Below are 20,711 nucleotides of genomic sequence, written 5' to 3' on the forward strand. Positions count from 1 at the left end.
AGATCAGAGCCCCCGGAGAGGGAAACGGGCAGAATTCCGCAGTGACAGCCCCCTGATCTTGATCGCCCAAGTCCGATGAGCGAGCGGCGCTTTCGCGATGTACGGCCCGGAATGACCGCGATTTCCTGTCACACCCCTGTTCTAGCGTCAGGGAGGTGGAGAGGACACCGCGGTTCCGCGCCGCTCATCGAGCGGCGCTGGACCACACGCTGGAGCTGATCGCCGAATCACCGTGGGGCCGTGGGCTGGTGCTGCGCGGGAGTATCACCATGGCCGCGTGGGTCGGCGACAAGGCGAGGCCACCTGCCGATCTGGACTGGATCGTGCCCGACCCGACCGATGTCGCCTTCACCGATCCGGCCGACCCGTTTCCCTATGTCGAGGACATGTCCTGGGTGCAGCACTGGCCCGAGGCCGCGTTCGGAGCGGTAACCGACGAGATGTGGGAGGACGAGCAGTTCGAGTCCTTCGGGCTACGCCCGATCCTGCCGCCGGAGGGCCTGCACTGGGTGGATCCGGACGATTACAGCGAGAACCACACCTGGACTCCCCTGCTGGACAACCTGATCGAGACGATCCGGCAGCGACCGGCGACCCCGGCAGGTGTGGTCCTGAGCGCCGACGGTATCGACGACGCTGCGGACGGGAGCTATGCCCTCGACTACAACGACACCCCCGGCCTCAGGGTCCGGGTGCCCTGGTACACGACCGGCCCCGACGCGATGACGGGCTCGGTCCAAGTGGATTTCGCCGCCGACCAATCCCTCCCCGACTCCCCGGTCTGGACCCTCGTGCCGCGCGGTGACGGCAGCGCGCCCACCCCCTGCGTCACGGCGAGCCCGGCATTGTCCCTGGCATGGAAACTCCTGTGGCTGTTCGCCGAATCCACCCGAACCTCGGAGTACGTCGACATCCGCGACGGCGGCGCGGGCAAGGATCTCTACGACGCCGTGCTCCTGGCGGAGTCTCCGCGCATCCACCTACCCCGGCCGCTGCTGCGCAGAGCCCTCGGCGCAGCAGCCGACGATTTCGAAGCCGACGACATCCTCACCTGGAACGTCCACTGGGACACGTTCCGGCAGAACCATCCTGACGTCACCGGCAGCCTGCGCGAATGGCTCGAACGACTGGTCCGAGCGCTCACCCGAGCCCAGGCATAGATCTCCTCGAGAGGGGAACTGCGGGTCAGCGGATCAACAGGCGACCCGTCCGGGTGAACAGGGTGCCGCCCGCGGCGAGGGGTAGGAGTGCTGCGTCCAGGCCGGTGGTATCTGCTGGGCGGTCGTCGGGGTAGGTGAGCACACTCTCCAGTGCGCGCGGGGCCGAGAGGGCGTCGTCGGTGATGGTGTCCGCGCCGAGTTCGAGGCGGTGGCGCAGGAGTGGGGTGGCGCCGATGTCGGCGGTGAGCTCGCCGCTCCAGGAGCCGTGGTCCTCGCCGGTGCGGCCGATCTGGATGCGTTCCCGAATGCGCAGGCGCGCACCTTCTTCCAGCCGGATGGTGGTGAATGTGTCGTGCTCGGCGCCGCCCGCGACCACCGTCGGTTCGGGGTCGACATCGAGTTCGCCGCCGGCGGCCACGTCGAAGTGCCAGTGGGCCACGGACTTCCGGGTCTCGCGCCCGGGCAGCGCGATGGTGGCGGCCACCGACCGGACCGTCAACCGTGCACCCTCGCCCACCGACACGACGATGTCCAGCACGTCGCCGCCGAGCGGGGTGGCGGCGGTGCCGATGATATGCACCGTGTCCACACCGGTGTGCCGCGCCGCCAGGCCGCCGACCGCATGGATGTGCGGCCGCGTCCCGGCGGTCGCGGTGATGCGGAGCTCAGTGCGAATGGGCACTGCCCGCCGCCGCGTCCCGTTCGGCCGCCACACGCAGCTGCTCGCGCACCCAGGCCAGGACCGGCGTCGCGGCCGGGTCCTCGGTGAGGGAGGTGAACACGAACGGCCGGCCCTCGCGCACCTTGGTCGAATCCCGGTCCATGACAGCCAGATCCGCGCCGACCATGGGGGCCAGGTCGGTCTTGTTGATGACCAGCAGATCCGACCAGGTCACGCCCGGTCCGCCCTTGCGCGGCACCTTGTCGCCACCGGCCACGTCGACCACGAAGATCTGCGCGTCGATCAGGCCGGAGGAGAAGGTGGCGGTCAGATTGTCGCCGCCCGATTCGACCAGGATCAGATCCAGCGGCGGGTTCGCCTCGATCAGGTCGTCGATGGCATCCAGATTCGCGGTGATGTCGTCGCGGATCGCGGTGTGCGGGCAGCCGCCGGTCTGGACCGCGGTGATCCGCTCGTCGGGCAGCACCGCGTGCCGGCGCAGGAAGTCCGCGTCCTCGGTGGTGTAGATGTCATTGGTCAGCACGGCCAGCGACAGCTCGTCCCGCAGCTGCCGGCACAGGGCCGCGGTCAGCGCGGTCTTCCCGGACCCGACGGGCCCGCCGATCCCGATCCGCAGCGGCTCCCCCGGCGTCCGCTCCCGCTTGGGCCGGTCGTGGCTGTGGTCGTGCGGTTCCCCATCGATGAGGTGAGGTGGCATGTGCGGCTCCTTTCACCCCCATCCTTGCCCAGCCACGTAAACCGGTTGTTACCAACCCGGTGACCGGCTAGGACGCGAACAGCGGCATATCCCGCCGCAGGTGCCGCTCGGCGAGCACATCCTGCAGCGGGTCGGAGAGCGCGGCAAGCGGTTTCGCCGCCTGCCGCGCGGTGGCGTCGCACAGCTCGGCGAGCCGGACGGTGCAGGCGGCGACCGCAGCAGGATCGAGGGCCAGCAGTCGCTGCGCGGCCGTCGCGGCCCCGGTCATGGTGGTGTAGACGGTGACGGCGGCGATGTCCTCGGGCGCGGCGTCGCACACCGTGCCGACCACCCCGAACACCGTGGACAGATGCGGACGAGCGCCGAGCGCCCGCCAATCGGCCTGTGGCCAGACCTGTTTGGCCAGCCGCAGCAGCCCGCGCCCCTGCGCCCGCGACGCCACCCGGGCCGCCGGCGACGGCGTCCGTGCGTCGGCCTCGAGTTCGGCGCGCCCCGGTTCGAGGGTCCCCGCGCAGACGGCGGCGGCCAGTGAGGCCGCCACCAGCCCGGAGGTGCGGATGCGCCGCCGCAGGTAGAGCTCGACGCTCGCGACATCGCGCAGCAGACCAGAGGCGACCGCCTCCTCGACCCCGCCCGAATGCACGTGCCCGCCGATCGGCAGCCGGGAATCGGCGAGGGTGAGGAGGGTGGCCAGGCTCATCGCCGCACGTCCGGATATCGCATGGCCCGATCCTAGGCCGTGCCCGGCCGCGGCCTCTCGGTTAGGTGAGCAGGCAGGGCATCGAGGCCGAGATGCTCTTCAGGGCGCAGGTGAAGGAATTGAGCGCGCCCGCGGAACCGGTCTCGGGGACCAGCCCGGCGACGGGGCTCACCGCGGCCGGTTCGGGGGCGGCGGGTTGCAGAGACAGCGGGGCGGCCAGGGCCGGGGCCGCGCCGAGTCCGGAGCCGATGGCCGCGATCGCACAGGCTTTCAGCACAACGGTTTTCATGAATCGTCCTCTCTCACAGCAAGCTCACAGGAAGCGAACGCAGCGAGACTAACCCGAAAGCCGTGAGTGTGAAGGTAATTCGTTTCAAATTGCGGGGTGAATGTCAGCGCCGTGGTCGGCGGACCCCGCGCAAGGAACTTGACCTGAACCAATGTTCAGGTTGCAGGCTTGGGGCACGTTCATTGCCGAGACTAGGAGTTGCTGTGCGCGCCATCCGTCTTCACGAGTTCGGACCTGCCGAGAATCTGCGGTACGAGACGGTCCCGGACCCCGAGCCCGGTCCCGGCCAGGTCCGGATCGCGGTCCGCGCGGCGGGGGTGCATCTGCTGGATACCGCACTGCGGCAGGGCTTCTCGGGATCGCCGACGCCGATCCCGGAACTGCCGACCATCCCCGGCCGGGAGGTGGCGGGAACGGTGGACCGGGTCGGTTCCGGAGTGGACGACAGCTGGCTCGGACGCGCGGTCGTCGCCCACATCGGGCAGGTGCCGGGCGGATACGCGGAACTCACCGTGACCGAAGCCGAACGGCTGCACGCGATTCCGGACGGTGTCGATGCCGGGGCCGCGGTCGCGATGATCGGCACCGGACGCACTACGCTCGGGATTCTCGGCTTCGCCGAGGTCAGCGCCGAGACCGTGGCCATCGTGCCGTCCGCGGCAGGTGGCATCGGCACCCTGCTGGTCCAGTACCTGGCCGCGGCGGGCGCGACTGTCATCGGACTCGCTGGAGGCAAGGCGAAGGCCGATCAGGTCTACGAGAACGGCGCGGATCTGGCGCTGGACTACCTGGATCCGGCATGGCCCGACGCGGTGCGCGCCCGCTACGGCGACCGCCCGGCCACCCTGCTGTTCGACGGTATCGGCGGCGAGATCGCCCGCACCGCGGTCGATCTGCTCGGCGCCGGCGGCGTGCGACTGGTGTTCGGCTGGTCCGGCGGACAGATCGACCTCGACGAGCAGGCCCTCGCCGCACGCGGCATCACGTCGCAGGTCGTGCTCGGCCCGCCCATGCTCGAACGCGCGGGCGGCTTGCGCGCCTTGGAGACTCGGGCCCTGGCCGAGGCCGCGACCGGTCGTCTGCGCCCGGCCGTCCAGTCCTTCCCGCTCGCGCAGGCCGCCGCCGCGCACCGGGCCCTGGAATCCCGCGAGACGACCGGAAAAGTGGTGCTACTTCCCTGACCTGCGACCCATGCCGCGCTCCATGAACCGTTGCGCGGCCCCGCGCCGCAGATCCGAGAACGCCTGCACCGGACCGGTCCACCAGGGCGAGATCTCCAGCGGCCGCGCCACCACGGCGTGGCAGATGAGATCGGCCGCCTCGTCGGCGGTGAGCCCGGGCACGCCGGAGAAATCGGTGGGCGCGCTCATGCGGGTGTGCACCAGCGGCATGTACACCGAGGTGGTGGTGACACCGTCGGCGGCGATCTCCGTCGCCACGGTGCGCAACCAGATGTCGAAGGCGCCCTTGGACGCACCGTAGGCCGACCACCGCGGCGCGGGCGGCATGCGCAGCCCCCAGGTGGAGATGTTCACGATGTGCCCGCGCCGGTGCTCGCGCATGCTCGGCAGCAGGGTGAGCAGCAGCCGCACGGGTCCGAGGTAGTTGACGTCGATGGTGCGGGTGAAATCGTGGAACCGGTCATAGGATTCGTCGATCGGGCGGCGAATCGAGCGGCCCGCATTGTTGATCATCACATCGACCCGGCCGTGCTCGGCCAGCACTCGCTGCCCCAGGGCCTCGACGGCATCGAATTCGGTGATGTCCGACTGGTAGACGTGCGCGGTCCCGCCCGCTTCCCGGATCTCGGCGGCCACCTGTTCGAGGTCCTCCAGCGACCGCGCCACCAGCAGCACCGTCGCGCCCGCGGCCGCCAGTTTCCGCGCAGCCGCCTTGCCGATGCCGTGCGAGGCGCCGGTCACCAGGATGACTTCACCGGACACGGCCTCGCGCAGCGCTTTCGCACGCGGCCGGGAGGTCGGATAGAAGAGTCTGGTCGCCACGCGTTCCGCCAACGGACGTCCGTTCGACCCGGCCGGTCGCGCACTGTTCGGAGCGTCTTGCTCAGCCACGTTTCCGAGCCTAACCGGCGGACCGGTATGCGATCGGGAACTGAGTGGAAATACCCTGGGCGCAGACCACTTTCCGGCACCAGGATGGGAGGCGGTCTACGGGGGAAGGAATCCGTCATGTCGCATCGAGCGCCGGAAGAGCCGACGCCGGAACACGTCTCGATCCCGGGTTGGATCGCACGCGGCATCGTGCTGGTGCTGTTCGTGCCACCGCGGCTGGTGTGGGAGGCGCTCACACGGATACCGCGACTGATCGCCGCGGCATTCAGGCTGTTCAACGAGCATCTGGCGCGACCGCTGGCGATCTTGTTCCGGGACTGGGTCTTCCGCCCGCTGCGCAATTTCGTGCGCAACTATCTCTGGCACCTGCTGATCCAGCAGCTGCTGTTCGGCATGGTCCTCACGCCGATCGGGGCATTCCTGCTCGCCTATGTCCTGCGCCCGATCCAGCGCGCCATCGAGGAGTGGCTGTGGCGTCGGGTCCTGAAGCCGGGCATCCCGTGGATCTTCCGCACCGTGGTGAAACCGATCGCCGAGGCGATCGGGTGGACCCTGGCGATGGCGTGGAAGTGGCTGGTCGCCGTCCCGATCTCGGCCCTGTGGCGGCGAATCCTGCGGCCCGGCGGCCACTGGCTGCTGGTCACCGTGATCGAGCCGCTCGTCACCTGGTTGATCGTGTGGCCCGCGGAGCGCCTGTGGCGATGGGTGCTGCGTCCGCTGGTCTACGCGGTGATCGTGACGGTCCTGTTCGGCTGGCGAGTGGCCACCACCGTCGTCCACATCACGGTGGTGACCCCCTGCCGCTGGTTCAACCGCACTGTCCTGCAACCGCTCTTCGCGGCCGTCGCCCGCGCCTGGCGTGCCCTCGCGGGCCCGGTGCGCTGGGCGTATCAGCGGGTGGTCATGCCCTGGCGCGCCCGCATCACCGAGGTGTGGACCACCCTGTTCGGCGGCTAGTGCGCGGAACCGGCCGGCACCGCGGCGCTGGTCGCGGGGACGCCGGACTTGGCGAAGAACACCACCACCGCCATCGCGGCCAGCAGCACCGCACCGGTGGTGGTCGCCACGTGCATGCCGGTCACGAAGGATTCGCGCGCCGATTCGACCAGGGCGGCATTGTCGCCGGCCTGGTCGACGGTCTCGCCCAGCGTCGGCCCGAAGTGCCCGCCGGAGCGGAACACCAGGGCCGCCAGGGATCCCAGCAGCGCCAGGCCCAGCCCGTTGCCGAGTTCGAAGCTGGTCTCGGAGATGCCGACCGCCGACCCGGCCCGCTCGGCCGGCACCGACGACACCGCCACCTCCGACACCAGCGTGAACGCGATGCCGAAGCCCGCGCCCGCGACCACGGAACCGGCGATGTACCAGCCGATCCCGCCGTCCACACCGACCCCGAGCAGCATGAGATTGCCCAGGGACGCCATGCTCAGCGCCAGCACGAAGGTGGTCTTGGTGCCGAGCCTGCGCCCGATCCGCGCGCCGCTCATCGAGAACACGAACACCACCACGGCCCCCGGAATCCCGAGCAGCGCCGACTGCAGCGCGTCGCGGCCGGTCACCGACTGCAGGTACATGCTGGTCAGGTAGCTCATGCCGGCCAGCGCCAGCATGCCGACCGTGCTGGACCCGATGGCCACCGAGAACAGCCCGCGCCGGAACAGGCTCAGATCCAGCAGCGGTTCGGCCAGCGTCCGCTGCCGCCGGATGAACGCGGTCAGCAGCAGCACACCGAGAATCCCGATGCCGACGTCCGGCAGGTCGAATCCCTCGGCCGCGCAATGCTTGACGGCGTACACGAGCGGCAGGATGCCGCCGATGGACAGCAGCACGCTCACCCAGTCCAGGCGCCCGCGCCCGGCGTCCCGGTGCTCGGGCAGCAGCAGCGGACCGAAGGCCAGCAGCACCAGCAGCACCGGCGTATTGATCAGGAACACCGAGCCCCACCAGAAGTGGTGCAGCAGGATGCCGCCGATGATGGGCCCGACCGCCGACCCGCCCGCGAAGAACGCGGTCCAGACGCCGATGGCGGTGGCACGCGCCCGATCGTTCGGGAACAGCGTCGAGATCAGGGCCAGGCTCGACGGCAGCAGCGTCGCGCCGCCGATGCCCATGAGCGCCCGCGCCGCGATGAGCACGCCCGCGCCGGGTGCGAAAGCGGCCAGTGCCGAGGCGATTCCGAAGACCGTGGCACCGGCGAGCAGAATATTGCGGCGCCCGATGCGGTCGCCCAGATTGCCCATGGTGATGAGCAGTCCGGCGATCATGAAGCCGTAGATGTCGAGGATCCAGAGCTGCTGTGTCGCGGACGGATCCAGGCTCTGGGTGAGGGTCGGCATGGCCAGGTAGAGCACCGACATGTCCATCGACACCAGCAGCACCGGCAACAGCAGAACCGCCAGGCCCGCCCAGGCGCGGCGCGGCGTCTTCGCGTCGGGACGCGCGAGGGTACTCGTCATGACCTATCCTTCGGGCTGATTTCGGGCTTGCAAGAAAATGCGCGCGTACGTTGTACGCACGAGCGCGAGTACAGTGTACGCATCCCCTGCGCGGAAGGGAACAATTCGTCCGATGACCGAGGCCAAGCTCACCCGGGCCGCCATCGTCGACACCGCCATCACCCTGGCCGACGAGTCCGGACTGGATTCCCTGTCCATGCGCCGCATCGCCGATCGGATGAACTCCGGCGCCATGTCGCTGTACCGGCACATCCCCAACAAGGACACCCTCCTGGCGGCCATGACCGACGAGGTCTCGCGGCGCAACCCCTACCCGCCGGCCGAGGGCCAGGGCTGGACCTGGCGGGACCGGGTGCGGATCGCGGCCGAGGTGGATTGGCGGCTCTACCAGGAACATCCGTGGGTGCTGTTCACCTTCGCGGTGCCGCGCTACAACTTCGGCGAGCACAGCCTGGTGGTGCTGAGCTGGCTGGTCGAGGGCTTCGCCGAGCTCGGCGTCGACACCCGTGAGGCGACCCGCATGTCACTGTCGGTGTGGAGCTACATCGCCGGGGTCGCCCTGCAGGAGGTCAGCGCCCGGCTGCTGCAGGGCCGCGACAGCAGCGCCGACGAACGCTCCGGGCTCACCGCGCTGCTCGACGGCGACCCGCGCTGGCCCACCCCGCCCCCGCTGGCCGATCTCGTCGGCACGGGCGACACCGCCCTGCTGAATCCGGAGCACCTGCTCGACACCGGCCTCACCGCACTGTGCGACGGCTTCGAGGCCCGCGCTGCTCACTGATCCGCCCGAAATCACCATCATGGGCACCACCGAATCCCGTTGCCCGGCATCGCCTGCACCCTTGCATGGACTGCAATGTTGCGGACGATACGGTCCTGCCGCTTCTGCGTGCAGACGGCGTCTTGTGCCCCTGTTCGATCACTCGTAGACTCGAACACTCTCTTTCGAGTTCCCAGGCAAGGCCATCCGGGTCGCAGACCGTGATATCCAGCGGGACCCCGGCGCCGGCCACATGCTTTTGCCGTCAACCTGATTCGGCATCCGTTCCGTCCATCGATCGGTGGTCGATGTGTACCGAACTCGGAACCGCGCCCGGACCCACCCGGCGCTCACCCAGGCTTGGCGGAGATGGCCACCGTCGTGACCGCCGCGGCGATGTTCGTCGGTACCAACATCGACAATGCGGTCGTGTTGACGGTGCTCAACGTCACTTCGCGCAGCACGGGGATCCCGCGGCGGTGGCAGATCTGGGCCGGGCAGTTCCTCGGCGTCGGGCTGATCGTGGCGGTGTCCGGGCTGGCGGCGCTGGGACTCTGCGCCGTCCCGGTGGAGTGGATCGGACTGCTCGGTGTGGTCCCGCTGAGCCTGGGGATCGGGATGCTGGTCAGGGCCCGTCGGCGCTGCGATCGCACACCGCCCGCGGCCGGCACCGGGCTGTGGTCGGTGGTGGGACTGACCGTCGCCAACGGCGGGGACAATATCTCCGTCTACACTCCGGCCTTTCGCATCATGGGGACGGCGGACGCGCTGCTCACCGTCATGGTGTTCGCCATCCTCACCGCCGCTTGGTGTTCGGCCGGCATGGTGCTGATATCCCACCGCCGGCCGGCCGAAATCCTGCGGCGCTACAGCCGTTGGATGATGCCGGTCGTGCTGATCGTGCTCGGGCTCTACATCATCGACCGTTCGGGCCTCGTGTTCGGCCAACTGCCGCTATGAGTCCATTCCGGTCGGTACTCTTCTATCGGAACGAGAGGTCGGTGAGCAGCGAGAGTTCCGGACACCGAGTCCAGGAATGGCATGGTCACCGACGCGTCGATGAACTCCCAGCGGTATCGCCGGAGCTGGGTATCACTACCAACGATTCTCCTTTTCCCGAGGTGAATGATGGCCAGGAAGTTCGAAGGACATGTCGCCCTGGATATCCGTGACTCGGTCGCCGACTGGGGGCCGTACGCAGAGCCGACCGCGAAGCAGGGTGCGCCCAACGTGCTGTATCTCGTGTGGGACGACATCGGAATCGCGACCTGGGACTGCTACGGCGGTCTGGTCGACATGCCGAACATGAAGCGGATCGCCGATCAGGGCGTGCAGTTCACGCAGTTCCACACCACCGCACTGTGTTCGCCCACGCGTGCCTCGCTGCTGACCGGGCGAAATGCGTCATCGGTCGGCATGGCGACGATCGAAGAATTCAGCGATGGATTCCCGAGCCTGTCGGGGCGCATCCCCGCCGACACCGCGTTGTGTTCGGAGGTGCTGGCCGAGCGCGGGTGGAACACCTACGCCGTCGGCAAATGGCACATGACGCCGCTCGAGGAGGAGAATCTCGCGGCGTCGAAGCGGCATTGGCCGCTGGGGCGCGGGTTCGAGCGGTTCTACGGCTTCCTGGGCGGCGAGGCCGACCAGTGGTATCCGAATCTGGTGTACGACAATCACCCGATCTCGCAGCCGTATCCGCCGGAGGACGGGTATCACCTGTCGAAGGATCTGGCCGACAAGTCGATCGAGTTCATTCGCGACGCAAAGGTGATCGCCCCCGACAAACCGTGGTTCATGTATCTGTGCCCGGGATGCGGGCATGCGCCGCACCACGTCGCGCACGAGTGGGCGGACAAATACCGCGGCCGGTTCGACATGGGCTACGAGAAGTATCGCGAGATAGTGCTGGAGAACCAGAAGCGCATGGGCCTGGTGCCGGAGAACACCGAGCTGTCGCCCATGAACCCGTACATGAACGTCACCAGTGCCGACGGCAAGCCGTGGCCGGCGCAGGACACGGTACGGGCATGGGATTCGCTGTCCGACAACGAGAAACGGCTGTTCGCACGGCAGGCGGAGGTGTTCGCCGGATTCCTGTCGTACACGGACGCGCAGATCGGCCGGTTGCTGGACTATCTCGAGGAGAGCGGCCAGCTCGACAACACCATCATCGTGGCCTTCTCGGACAACGGCGCCAGCGGCGAGGGCGGTCCGAACGGTTCGGTCAACGAGATGAAGTTCTTCAACGGCTACATCGACACGATCGAGGACAGTCTGGCCAAGCTCGACGAGCTGGGTTTGCCGACCACCTACAACCACTACAGCATCGGGTGGGCGATGGCCTTCAACACCCCGTACAAGCTGTACAAGCGGTATGCCTCGCATGAAGGCGGCATAGCCGATCCATGCGTGATGTCGTGGCCGGCCGGCATCCCGGCCCGCGGCGAGGTCCGCCACCAGTACCTCAACGTCTGCGACGTCACTCCGACCGTCTACGAACTGCTCGGCATCACGCCGCCGGACACGGTGAAGAACGTGGAGCAGCGCCCCCTGGAGGGGGTCAGCTTCCGGGCCCTGTTCGAAGACGCCGACGCCGATGTCGGCAAGCACACCCAGTTCTATTCGATGCTGGGCACACGCGGCATCTGGCATCGCGGGTGGTTCGCCGACACCATTCACGCGGCATGCCCGTCCGGCTGGGGACATTTCGACAAGGACCGCTGGGAACTGTTCCATCTCGAACAGGACCGCAGCCAGATGCACGACCTGGCCGAGGTTCATCCCGAGAAGCTGGAGGAGTTGAAGGCACTGTGGTTCTCGGAGGCCGAGAAATACAACGGGATGCCGCTCAACGATCTCGACATCGTCTCCGCGATGGTGCGCTATCGCCCGACCTACGCCAAAGGCCTGGACCGGGCCGTCTACTTCCCGGACAGCGCGGAGGTCGGACCGGGCGCGGCGCTCGAGATTCTGGGTCGCTCGTTCGCACTGCTGGCCGAGACGACGATCACCAGCCCGGACGCGGAGGGGGTGCTGTTCGCCCACGGTGGGCGGCTCGGCGGGCACGCCTTGTTCGTCCAGGACGGTCGCCTGTGCTACATCTACAACTTCCTCGGCGAGGAGGAACAGGCCATCGTCTCCGACCGCCGGGTACCGCTCGGCGATCACATCCTCGGGGTGCGGTACGAACGGCACGGCACCCGGCCCGACCACTTCACGCCCACGGGTGAGGCCGTCCTCTACATCGATGAGAACCCCGTGGGTTCACTCGATGACATGCGGATCCAGCCGACCGTGTTCTCCGGTGTCGGGGAGGGCGTCCGCGTCGGCCGGGACACCGGCCAGTCCGTTTCGGCGCGGTACCGGTCGCCGTTCCCGTTCACCGGAGGAACCATGCACCAGGTCATCGAGGACGTGAGCGGCAAACCGTACCAGGATCTGGAAATGGCCGCGGCCGCGGCCTTTTCGCGCGATTGAGGCGAGCGCCCATGGCCACTGCGATCCGCGCACAGGTCCACCGCGGCATGGTCCGGATAGCCGGTGGCGATTTCGGCATGGGTTCGGAGGATTTCTTCCCCGAGGAGCGGCCGGTGCATCGGGTGCGAGTCGATTCGTTCTGGATCGACCCGCACCCGGTGACCAATGCCGCCTTCCGGCGATTCGTGAAGCAAACCGGATACATCACTGTCGCCGAACGCATTCCGGCGGCCGAGGACTACCCGGATGCGGAGCCGGCGGACCTGACACCGGGCGCGCTGGTGTTCCGGCCCACCTCGGGTCCGGTGCCGTTGGACAACTGGCGCCGCTGGTGGCGGTACGTTCCGGGAGCCAGCTGGCGCCATCCACACGGGCCCGGCAGTACGCTCGACGGGCTCGACCGTCACCCTGTCACCCAGGTCGCCTACGAGGACGCTTCGGCCTACGCGGCCTGGGCGGGCAAACAGCTACCCACGGAGGCGGAATGGGAGTACGCGGCCCGCGGCGGACTCGATTCGGCGACCTACGCCTGGGGTGACGAATTCGAACCCACCGGCCGGCGCCTGGCCAATGTCTGGGTCGGCGCCTTCCCCTGGAGGTTCCATCCCGGCCGAGGGCAGACGTCCACACCCGGCACCACGGCGATCGGCACCTATTCGCCCAACGGCTACGGCCTGTACGACGTGACCGGCAACGTGTGGGAGTGGACAGTCGACTTCTTTCGCCCCGGGCACTCGGCGTCGTCCTGTTGCGCTCCACGCAACCCACGGGTGGACACACCCGAACTCGAAGCGGCGCAACGCTTTCCGCGCCGAGTGGTCAAGGGTGGCTCATATCTGTGCGCGGCCGACTACTGTCTGCGCTACCGCCCGGCCGCCCGGCAGGGGCAGACCGAGGACACCGCCACCTGCCATCTCGGATTCCGTTGTGTCGTGCGCGACGAAGGTCCGTGACGAGTGATGTGGCAGAAGCGAATCCGCTGATCAGTTCTCGATATCGCCGTCGAGGTAGACCCACGCCCCGTGGTCGCGGCGGAAGCGACTGTTCTCGTGCAGCTGTCCCACCCTGCCGTGGGCCCGGTAGTGGGCACGGAACTCCACCGTGCCCTCGGTGTGGAACGGTCCCCCGCCGGTCGTGCCGAGGATCTCGAGCCGGTCCCAGCGCAGTCCGGGGTCGAAATCCACATCGGCGGGCCGGGTTTCGGGGGCCCAGCTGCGCAGCAGATACGCCTCGTCCCGCACCGCGAAGGCGCTGAAGCGCGACCGCATGAGCTGTTCGGCGGTGCTCGCATCGGCCTCGCCGCGATGGAAGCGTCCGCAGCAGTCGGCGTAGGCGGCGGGCAGCCCGCACGGGCAGTCCTCGGGTGCGAGACGGGGAATGCGGCGCTTCGACATGGGCCTAAGCTTACGGATTGGCCGCATACGACGAGTGGTGCGATCATTCCTGTCGGTGGCTTGTGTCACACTCGCCGGTGATGAGCCGCCACACCACCTTCCGCTACTGCCTCGACCCCACGGCCGAGCAGCAGCGGGCGCTCGACCGCCACGCCGGCGCGGCACGGTTCGCGTTCAACAAGTCCCTCGACTTCGTGAAAACCGCGCTCACCCAACGCGCAACCGATCCTGATCACCAGGTGCCGTGGACCGGGTTCAGTCTGATCAACGCGTTCAACACCTGGAAGAAGACCGAAGCCGCCGGCCGGGTGATCTGCGTCGACCCGAACGGGGTCGCCGCAATCGCAGTGACCGGTCTGGTGTGGCGCGGCGAAGTGTGCCAGCAGGCGTTCGAAGAAGCCGCCGTGGATTGCGGTCGCGCTCTGACCGCGTTTGCCGACTCCCGCACCGGAAAACGCAAAGGCAAGGAGGTCGGATTCCCCCGATTCAAGGGGAGGATTTCGACCACCCCGTCGTTTCGGCTGCGCAACAGGATCTCCAAGTCCGGTCGCGCGGGGATCCGGGTCGGCGACAACGGAATTCCGCGATCGGTGACCCTGCCCGGTATCGGAACAATCCGGGTGCGGGAGGACACTCGTCGCCTGCGGCGCATGCTCGCGAACGGGCGCGCCAAAGTCCTCTACACCACTGTGACGTTCCGGGCGGGTCGCTGGCAGCTCAGCGTGACCATCGAGGCCGCCGACTTCCACCCGGCTGTCCGCCACCGGCCGCGTGCGGCCGACGATGACACTGGCTGGGTGGGGGTCGACCGCGAGTTGTCGAATTTCCTGGTCGCCGCCACAGCGGACGGCACCGAAGTCGCCCGCATCGACAACCCACCCAAACCCCTGGCGGCCGGGCTGCGCCGGCAGCGACGGCTGGCGAAATCGTTGTCCCGCAAGCAGAAAGGATCGCGAAACCGCAAGGACGCTGCCGCACGGCTGGCGCAGCATCACCACCATGTCGCCAATGTTCGCCGCAACTTCCTGCATCAGGTCGCCAACACGCTGGTCAAAACCCACGACCGGCTCGTCATCGAGGACCTGAATGTGGCGGGCATGCTGGCCAACCACCACCTGGCGCAAGCGATCGGCGACGCCGGATGGGCCGACTTCGGCCGAATCGTGCGCTACAAACAACAGTGGCGCATTGGCACCGTCGTCACCGCCGACCGCTGGTACGCATCGAGCAAACGCTGCTCGGTCTGCGCCAGGATGAACACGCAGCTGACCTTGTCGGATCGGGTGTTCACCTGCGAGTGCGGGTTTCGCGCCGACCGCGACCACAACGCCGCGGTCAACCTCGCGGTATGGCCGACGATCCAGCACGAAGACTCTCCCCGCCCCCGGACCCCCAAGCAGGAGGCCGGGTAACCAACGCCCGCCGACGGGAAGGCGCTGACCGACACCCTACGGGTGCCGGTGAAACCGGCCCGGACGACGCGGGAACCGACGTACACACCACGCAAGTGGCGTGAACCGACGACGCCCGAGAAGGGCGGTGCCTGATAACCGATCAGGGTTTTTCAGACGCGCTGTAAGCGTAGAAGCTGCGTCCGGTGGGTCCGCCGGACACCGACCAGACCTCGATGATCCGCCCGTTCTCGAATCGCAGGATGTCGGTACCGCTGATATCGCGCACGACGGTGCCGTCCGGATCAACGACCCGGGCCCCATAGGGCTGGGCGATCAATCCGGTTCGGCCGTCGGTCATGTCGACGACGGGCACGCCCTGCGGGTCGTACTCCAGACCCGGCCGCTCAGCGCGGAACGCGTCGACGACGGCGGCGAGGGCCGCGGGGTCGTGGACGTCGTCGAAGACGGTCGCGCCGGGCTGGGCGTAGCGGAGGGTGAATTCGGGGGCCATGATCTCGCCGGCGATGGCGAGGTCGCCGTTCCAGAGGGCGGCCCAGCGGTTGTACAGGTCGATGGCGTAGTCGCGCATCCCAACTCCTATAGTCTCATTGATACGGTATGACGGGAATGAATGTATAGTCTCAGCGATACCGTGTCAAACCGAGAGGAATTGCCGAATGACCGACCTCGGCCCGCAGGACCACATCGTGCTGGGCCTCATCGCCCGGCACGGCCCGCTGACGCCCTACGACCTGAAGGTCCGCCTGGAGGAGAGCGTCGACAAGTTCTGGCCCATCCCGCACGCCCAGCTCTATCGCGTTCCGCCGCGCCTGGCCGAGCAGGGCCTGCTGCACGAGGAGGCCGAGGAGAGCGGACGCCGCCGCCGCGTCTTCCATCTCACCACCGCCGGCCGCGCCGAACTCACCCGCTGGCTGGGCGACCCGACCTCGCCGCCGCCGGAGACCCGCGATCCCGCGCAGCTGAAACTGTTCTTCGCCGACCTCGGCGAGCCCGGTGACGTGGTGGCACTGGCCCGCAATCAGGCCGCCGAGCACCGCGGCTGGCTGGAGCTGTACCGGACGCTGTACAGCGAGATCGATCCGAACGACAGCGAGCGCGCGACCTCACGCGCCCGCGTGCTGCGGCTGGGCATCATGCACGAGCAGGCGTACGTGGACTACTGGGAGGAGTTGGCCGCGAACCCAGACGAAACGCCCGGATCGCGAGAGTGATCGCCCGCAGGGCAGGTGACAGTGATTGCCCCGCAGGGCATTACGACGCGTGCACGACCGGGATCACCGGACCGGCCGACACGGTGGCGGAGACCCCGGCCCGCTGGTTCCGGCCAGGGTCGGCGGTGGCCGGATGCTCGCCGCGATAGATGACGACGGCGAGCACACCCACCGTCCCGACCAGCGCGACGACCGGCGCGGCCACGAACACGGCCGAGCGCAACCGCTCGACCGCGCCGGGTCGATGGCCGGATTCCGGCGGGGCCACGAAGGCGGGCGGCGGAAAGGTCGAGCCGTACGGGTCCGTCATGCGTACGACCGTATTGACGACACCCACAGGATGACAAGCAAACGTGCAGCAAATTTTCCGGGACGGGGTGGACCGGGCAGCGTATGCCCAGTTCACCCTCCGTTCAGTGACCTGAAACTCAGTCGTCCTCGCCCAGCACAACCGCGTAAGCGAAACCGTCCCAGCCCTTTCCGCCGACGGTCTGCAGTACGGTCCCGTCCAATCGCGGCTCGGCGGCGATCAATTCGATGACCTCCCGGCTGGCCCGCACCGCCGCATCCGCCGACGCCGCGTCGGCGATGCCGCCATTGCGGACCACATTGTCGACGATGATCACCGACCCGGGCCGGGTCAGCCGCAGCGCCCACCGCACATAGTTGGTGTTGTTGACCTTGTCGGCATCGATGAAGACCAGATCGAACGGTTCCGGCTGCTCCTCGGCCAGCACCGGCAGCGAGTCCAGCGCCGCGCCGACCCGGATGTCGACCCGCTCCCCCACCCCCGCGCGATCCAGATTGTGGCGCGCCACCTCGGCGTGCTTCGGCTCGTATTCGAGGGTCACCACCCGGCCGGCCTTCCCGACGGCCCGCGCCAGCCAGATGGTGCTGTAGCCACCCAGCGTGCCGACCTCGAGTACGCGCCGCGCCCGCACGGATTTCGCGATCAGATACAGGAACTTGCCCTGCGGCGGCGACACGTCGATGGCGGGCAGTCCCGCCTCCGCGTTCGCCCGCAGGGTTTCCGAATCCTCGTCTCCCACCAGGGTTTCGACGAGATAGCGATCAACTTCGGCCCAATCGGCAGTCGTCATATCCGAAGTCTGCCACCGCCTCCGGCGCACTCCCAGCATTGCGCTCACGCCGAGAGATTTCCCACTCGGAGCCGGGCTCGGCGCCGGGCGCGCGCTCACCGCGCCCGGCGCCGGCTCCGTTCAGAACAGGAAGTACCGCTGTGCCATGGGCAGTTCGGTGGCGGGCTGTTCGGCCCACACCTCCCCGTCGATCCGGACGGTGAAGGTGTCCGGCTCCACCTCGATGCGGGGCATGGCGTCGTTGTTGGGGAGGTCGGCCTTGGTGCGGCTGCGAACATTGGCCACCGGCACCAGTTTTCGGTTCACCCGCAGCCGGTTCGCGAGGCCGTCCTCGATGGCCTGCTCGGACACGAAGTGCAGCGAGGTTCCCGCCGCCACGCTCGGCGCGGCCCCGAACATCGGGCGCGGCAGTACCGGCTGTGGAGTGGGAATGGACGCGTTGGCGTCGCCCATGGCGGCCCAGGCGATCGTGCCGCCCTTGATGACCGCGTGCGGGCGGACCCCGAAGAAGGCAGGCTCCCACAGCACCAGGTCGGCCAGTTTGCCGACCTCGATGGAGCCGATCTCGGCGTCGAGGCCGTGTGTAACCGCCGGGCAGATGGTGTATTTCGCGACGTAGCGCCGCACCCGGTTGTTGTCGGCCGCGCCGTCGCCGGGCAGCGCGCCGCGGCGGCGCTTCATGACGTGCGCGGTCTGCCAGGTGCGCATGACCACCTCGCCGATGCGGCCCATGGCCTGTGCGTCACTGCCGATCATGGAGATCGCGCCCAGATCGTGCAGCAGATCCTCGGCCGCGATGGTGGAGGGCCGGATCCGGCTCTCCGCGAAGGCCAGATCCTCCGGAATGGACGGGCTCAGGTGATGGCACACCATGAGCATGTCCAGATGCTCGTCGAGGGTGTTGATGGTGTGCGGCCGCGTCGGGTTGGTGGAGCTGGGCAGCACATTGAGATGCGAAGCGACGGTGATGATGTCGGGTGCGTGCCCGCCGCCCGCACCCTCGGTGTGATACGAGTGGATGGCCCGGCCCCGGATGGCGGCGAGGGTGTCCTCCACGAATCCGGCCTCGTTCAAGGTGTCCGAGTGCAGCGCCACCTGCACGCCGGAGGCGTCGGCCACGGTGAGGCAGTGGTCGATGGCGGCCGGGGTGGTGCCCCAGTCCTCGTGCAGTTTGAAACCGCCCGCGCCGCCGCGCAATTGCTCCCACAGCGCGTCCTCGCGCACGGTATTGCCCTTGCCCAGCAGCAGGATGTTCACCGGCCAGGAGTCGGTGGACTCCAGCATGCGGGCCAGATGCCAGGCGCCCGGGGTGACGGTGGTGGCCTTGGAGCCCTCGGCCGGTCCGGTGCCGCCGCCGACGAGGGTGGTGATGCCGCCGGCCATGGCCTCGTCGAGGATCTGCGGGCAGATGAAGTGCACGTGGCAGTCGATGGCGCCCGCGGTGACGATGCGGCCGTTGCCGGCGATGATCTCCGTCGAGGGCCCGACGACCAGGTCCGGGTGCACCCCGCTCATGGTGTCGGGGTTGCCCGCCTTGCCGATGCCGACGATGCGGCCGTCACGGATACCGATGTCGGCCTTGATGATTCCCCAGTAGTCGACGACCACCACGCCGGTGATGACGGTGTCCGGGGTGCCCTCGGCGCGAGTGGCGCGGGCCTGGCCCATGGATTCGCGCAGCACCTTGCCGCCACCGAAGACGGCCTCGTCACCGGCGAGACCCGGTCCGCCGCTACGGTCCTCGGTGATCTCGATGAGCAGATCGGTGTCCGCCAGGCGGATTCGGTCGCCGACGGTGGGCCCGAACAGTTCGGCGTAACGGGCGCGGGACAGTTCGGCCATCAGACATCCAGCTTTCCGGGTGGGGTGAGGCTGATTCCGTGCACCTCGCGGGCGCCGCCCAGCGGGACCAGCGAAACCCGCTGCCCCAGACCGGGTTCGAAACGCACCGCGGTGCCGGCGGGAATGTCGAGGCGGTGGCCGTAGGCGGCCGCGCGGTCGAATTCCAGGGCGGTATTGGCCTGCGGGAAGTGCACGTGCGAGCCGACCTGAACCGGCCGGTCACCGGTATTGACCACATCCAGTTCGATGCGTTCCGCGCCCGCGTTGAGCTCGATCGTGCCTTCGGCACAGAGGTATTCGCCAGGAATCATCGCCGTCATCCGATCGGGTGGTGGACGGTGACGAGCTTGGTGCCGTCCGGGAAGGTGGCCTCCACCTGGACGTCGTGGATCATCTCCGGGATGCCGTCCATGACGTCGTCGCGGGTGAGTACGGTGCGGCCCGAGGCCATCAGCTCGGCGACGGTGCGGCCGTCCCGCGCCCCCTCGAGCACGTGATCGGTGATGATCGCGATCGCTTCCGGGTGGTTCAGTTTGAGTCCACGGGCCTGTCGCCGCCGGGCCAGCTCGGCCGCGTAACTCAGCAGCAGGCGCTCCTGCTCGTGCGGCGACAGTCGCATTCGGACTCCTCGTCGAATTGCGGGGACGGATCGTCGGTCATTCTGGCACGACCTGCGTTACCAGCATGTTTCGGTGATATACGATCCGCGGACGACGAGTTCCGGCGCGGCGATTCCGGTTCCGCGCCTTCAGTTCTGGGGGTTGAGGTTCTGCAGCCGGACCTGACCGCGCGCCACCGTCCGATCCTGTTCGTCGGTGATCACCACCTGCCACAGCTGCTGCGAACGCCCGCGATGGATCGGGCTCGCGACACCGGTCAGCTTGCCCTCCCGCACCGCGCGCAGGAAGTCGGTGTTGTTGTTGACGCCCACCACGGTCCCGCGATCGCCGAGCCAGGCGCCGGCGGCCACGCTGGCGAGGGTTTCGATGACCGTGCAGTACACACCACCGTTGACGATCCCCGCCGGCTGATACTGCTGCGGCGTCACCACCCACTCCGCGGCCACCCCGTCACCGCTCAGCGCGGTGAACTTCAGTCCCAGCAGGTCGGTGAAGGTGCCCTCGCTGAGCTTGTTCATCAGCTCCGGGGTGACATCGGCCAGGGACTTGATCGTGGAGAAGTCGTCGCTCATGGCTCCACGTTCGCACGCGGGATCTCGGCCCGGACCGCCGGGTCGACGCCCTTGCCTAGTTAGGTAAGCCTGACCTATACTGGCTTCGGCGTCAGGATCGAGCGAGGCCCCGAGGGCTGCGGTGGCCCCGATCCCCTGCCGGTGGTGGGGTGGGGGGGTGGTGGGGGGTGGTGGGGGGGGGGCATAAACCGCCCCCTCCGCCCCCCCACCCCGCCCCGGAGCGAAGCGGAGGGGCAATCCAACCCCGCCCCCGTAACCTACGAT

The 20,711-nt window shown here is 68.4% G+C and carries 23 protein-coding genes; 9 read left to right on the top strand and 14 right to left on the bottom strand.

Features of this window, described 5'->3' with window-relative positions; translation table 11 throughout:
- The first annotated feature begins 155 nt into the window (after positions 1–155).
- Positions 156–1,160: a nucleotidyl transferase AbiEii/AbiGii toxin family protein gene (locus ACFXHE_RS23260; RefSeq protein ID WP_379386133.1), complete on the top strand. Its 1,005-nt coding sequence runs from the start codon at positions 156–158 to the stop codon at positions 1,158–1,160.
- Between the two features lie 25 nt (positions 1,161–1,185).
- On the opposite strand, the gene ACFXHE_RS23265 is transcribed toward ACFXHE_RS23260, so the two are convergent.
- The 4 genes from ACFXHE_RS23265 to ACFXHE_RS23280 all read right to left on the bottom strand — a co-directional run bounded on the left by ACFXHE_RS23265 (position 1,186) and on the right by ACFXHE_RS23280 (position 3,528).
- Positions 1,186–1,836 carry an urease accessory protein UreD gene (locus tag ACFXHE_RS23265; protein WP_379386412.1) on the bottom strand — a complete coding sequence of 217 codons (651 nt, stop codon included), beginning with the start codon at positions 1,834–1,836 and terminating at the stop codon, positions 1,186–1,188.
- The gene (gene ureG, locus ACFXHE_RS23270) at positions 1,826–2,539 is read right to left on the bottom strand and encodes an urease accessory protein UreG (RefSeq protein ID WP_379386134.1); all 714 of its coding nucleotides are present in this window, start codon (positions 2,537–2,539) and stop codon (positions 1,826–1,828) included. Before ureG ends, ACFXHE_RS23265 begins: the two co-directional genes overlap by 11 nt.
- 67 nt (positions 2,540–2,606) lie before the next feature.
- A complete protein-coding gene (locus ACFXHE_RS23275) occupies positions 2,607–3,239 on the bottom strand; it encodes an urease accessory protein UreF (RefSeq protein ID WP_379386136.1) in 633 nt (210 codons plus the stop codon).
- 61 nt (positions 3,240–3,300) lie between these two features.
- Entirely contained in the window at positions 3,301–3,528 is a 228-nt protein-coding gene (locus ACFXHE_RS23280; RefSeq protein ID WP_379386138.1) for a hypothetical protein, read from the bottom strand.
- A 203-nt stretch (positions 3,529–3,731) separates the two neighbouring features.
- On the opposite strand from ACFXHE_RS23280, the gene ACFXHE_RS23285 reads away from it, so the two are divergent.
- Complete coding sequence (locus tag ACFXHE_RS23285; protein ID WP_379386140.1) at positions 3,732–4,709, top strand: zinc-binding dehydrogenase; 978 nt, start codon at positions 3,732–3,734, stop codon at positions 4,707–4,709.
- Here ACFXHE_RS23285 and ACFXHE_RS23290 read toward each other — a convergent pair.
- The gene (locus ACFXHE_RS23290; protein WP_379386142.1) at positions 4,698–5,531 is read right to left on the bottom strand and encodes an SDR family NAD(P)-dependent oxidoreductase; all 834 of its coding nucleotides are present in this window, start codon (positions 5,529–5,531) and stop codon (positions 4,698–4,700) included. The genes ACFXHE_RS23285 and ACFXHE_RS23290 overlap by 12 nt on opposite strands.
- A gap of 186 nt (positions 5,532–5,717) precedes the next feature.
- Here ACFXHE_RS23290 and ACFXHE_RS23295 point away from each other — a divergent pair, with 186 nt between their 5' ends.
- The gene (locus ACFXHE_RS23295) at positions 5,718–6,557 is read left to right on the top strand and encodes a hypothetical protein (RefSeq protein ID WP_379386144.1); all 840 of its coding nucleotides are present in this window, start codon (positions 5,718–5,720) and stop codon (positions 6,555–6,557) included.
- On the opposite strand, the gene ACFXHE_RS23300 is transcribed toward ACFXHE_RS23295, so the two are convergent.
- Positions 6,554–8,053 carry an MFS transporter gene (locus ACFXHE_RS23300; RefSeq protein WP_379386145.1) on the bottom strand — a complete coding sequence of 500 codons (1,500 nt, stop codon included), beginning with the start codon at positions 8,051–8,053 and terminating at the stop codon, positions 6,554–6,556. The genes ACFXHE_RS23295 and ACFXHE_RS23300 overlap by 4 nt on opposite strands.
- 112 nt (positions 8,054–8,165) lie before the next feature.
- On the opposite strand from ACFXHE_RS23300, the gene ACFXHE_RS23305 reads away from it, so the two are divergent.
- The 4 genes from ACFXHE_RS23305 to ACFXHE_RS23320 all read left to right on the top strand — a co-directional run bounded on the left by ACFXHE_RS23305 (position 8,166) and on the right by ACFXHE_RS23320 (position 13,246).
- Positions 8,166–8,834, top strand: coding sequence for a TetR/AcrR family transcriptional regulator (locus ACFXHE_RS23305; RefSeq protein WP_364617987.1), 669 nt, complete (start codon positions 8,166–8,168; stop codon positions 8,832–8,834).
- Between the two features lie 348 nt (positions 8,835–9,182).
- A complete protein-coding gene (locus ACFXHE_RS23310) occupies positions 9,183–9,773 on the top strand; it encodes a cadmium resistance transporter (protein WP_379386146.1) in 591 nt (196 codons plus the stop codon).
- Between the two features lie 168 nt (positions 9,774–9,941).
- Positions 9,942–12,293: an arylsulfatase gene (locus tag ACFXHE_RS23315; protein WP_379386147.1), complete on the top strand. Its 2,352-nt coding sequence runs from the start codon at positions 9,942–9,944 to the stop codon at positions 12,291–12,293.
- An 11-nt stretch (positions 12,294–12,304) separates the two neighbouring features.
- The gene (locus ACFXHE_RS23320; protein ID WP_379386149.1) at positions 12,305–13,246 is read left to right on the top strand and encodes a formylglycine-generating enzyme family protein; all 942 of its coding nucleotides are present in this window, start codon (positions 12,305–12,307) and stop codon (positions 13,244–13,246) included.
- 30 nt (positions 13,247–13,276) lie between these two features.
- Here ACFXHE_RS23320 and ACFXHE_RS23325 read toward each other — a convergent pair whose 3' ends face one another.
- A complete protein-coding gene (locus ACFXHE_RS23325; RefSeq protein WP_379386151.1) occupies positions 13,277–13,687 on the bottom strand; it encodes a YchJ family protein in 411 nt (136 codons plus the stop codon).
- 80 nt (positions 13,688–13,767) lie between these two features.
- Here ACFXHE_RS23325 and ACFXHE_RS23330 point away from each other — a divergent pair, with 80 nt between their 5' ends.
- Positions 13,768–15,099 carry an RNA-guided endonuclease TnpB family protein gene (locus ACFXHE_RS23330; RefSeq protein WP_379386152.1) on the top strand — a complete coding sequence of 444 codons (1,332 nt, stop codon included), beginning with the start codon at positions 13,768–13,770 and terminating at the stop codon, positions 15,097–15,099.
- Positions 15,100–15,241: 142 nt separating this feature from the next.
- On the opposite strand, the gene ACFXHE_RS23335 is transcribed toward ACFXHE_RS23330, so the two are convergent.
- Positions 15,242–15,670 (bottom strand): nuclear transport factor 2 family protein, encoded by a 429-nt coding sequence (locus ACFXHE_RS23335; RefSeq protein WP_379386154.1) that lies wholly within the window; start codon positions 15,668–15,670, stop codon positions 15,242–15,244.
- 88 nt (positions 15,671–15,758) lie between these two features.
- Between ACFXHE_RS23335 and ACFXHE_RS23340 the strand changes: the two genes are divergently transcribed.
- Entirely contained in the window at positions 15,759–16,313 is a 555-nt protein-coding gene (locus ACFXHE_RS23340; protein WP_379386156.1) for a PadR family transcriptional regulator, read from the top strand.
- Between the two features lie 40 nt (positions 16,314–16,353).
- Here the strand turns inward: ACFXHE_RS23340 and ACFXHE_RS23345 are convergent, their stop codons facing one another.
- From ACFXHE_RS23345 to ACFXHE_RS23370, 6 genes are all read right to left on the bottom strand, one after another.
- Positions 16,354–16,623 carry a hypothetical protein gene (locus ACFXHE_RS23345; RefSeq protein WP_379386158.1) on the bottom strand — a complete coding sequence of 90 codons (270 nt, stop codon included), beginning with the start codon at positions 16,621–16,623 and terminating at the stop codon, positions 16,354–16,356.
- A 118-nt stretch (positions 16,624–16,741) separates the two neighbouring features.
- Complete coding sequence (locus ACFXHE_RS23350; protein WP_379386160.1) at positions 16,742–17,413, bottom strand: O-methyltransferase; 672 nt, start codon at positions 17,411–17,413, stop codon at positions 16,742–16,744.
- Between the two features lie 120 nt (positions 17,414–17,533).
- Entirely contained in the window at positions 17,534–19,255 is a 1,722-nt protein-coding gene (locus ACFXHE_RS23355) for an urease subunit alpha (RefSeq protein ID WP_379386161.1), read from the bottom strand.
- Positions 19,255–19,566: an urease subunit beta gene (locus ACFXHE_RS23360; protein WP_379386163.1), complete on the bottom strand. Its 312-nt coding sequence runs from the start codon at positions 19,564–19,566 to the stop codon at positions 19,255–19,257. Before ACFXHE_RS23360 ends, ACFXHE_RS23355 begins: the two co-directional genes overlap by 1 nt.
- A 5-nt stretch (positions 19,567–19,571) precedes the next feature.
- The gene (locus ACFXHE_RS23365) at positions 19,572–19,874 is read right to left on the bottom strand and encodes an urease subunit gamma (protein ID WP_326310528.1); all 303 of its coding nucleotides are present in this window, start codon (positions 19,872–19,874) and stop codon (positions 19,572–19,574) included.
- A gap of 129 nt (positions 19,875–20,003) precedes the next feature.
- The gene (locus ACFXHE_RS23370) at positions 20,004–20,447 is read right to left on the bottom strand and encodes a PaaI family thioesterase (protein WP_379386165.1); all 444 of its coding nucleotides are present in this window, start codon (positions 20,445–20,447) and stop codon (positions 20,004–20,006) included.
- Positions 20,448–20,711: the final 264 nt, after the last annotated feature.

The sequence above is a fragment of the Nocardia sp. NPDC059229 genome (assembly GCF_042754165.1).
Classification (GTDB): domain Bacteria; phylum Actinomycetota; class Actinomycetes; order Mycobacteriales; family Mycobacteriaceae; genus Nocardia.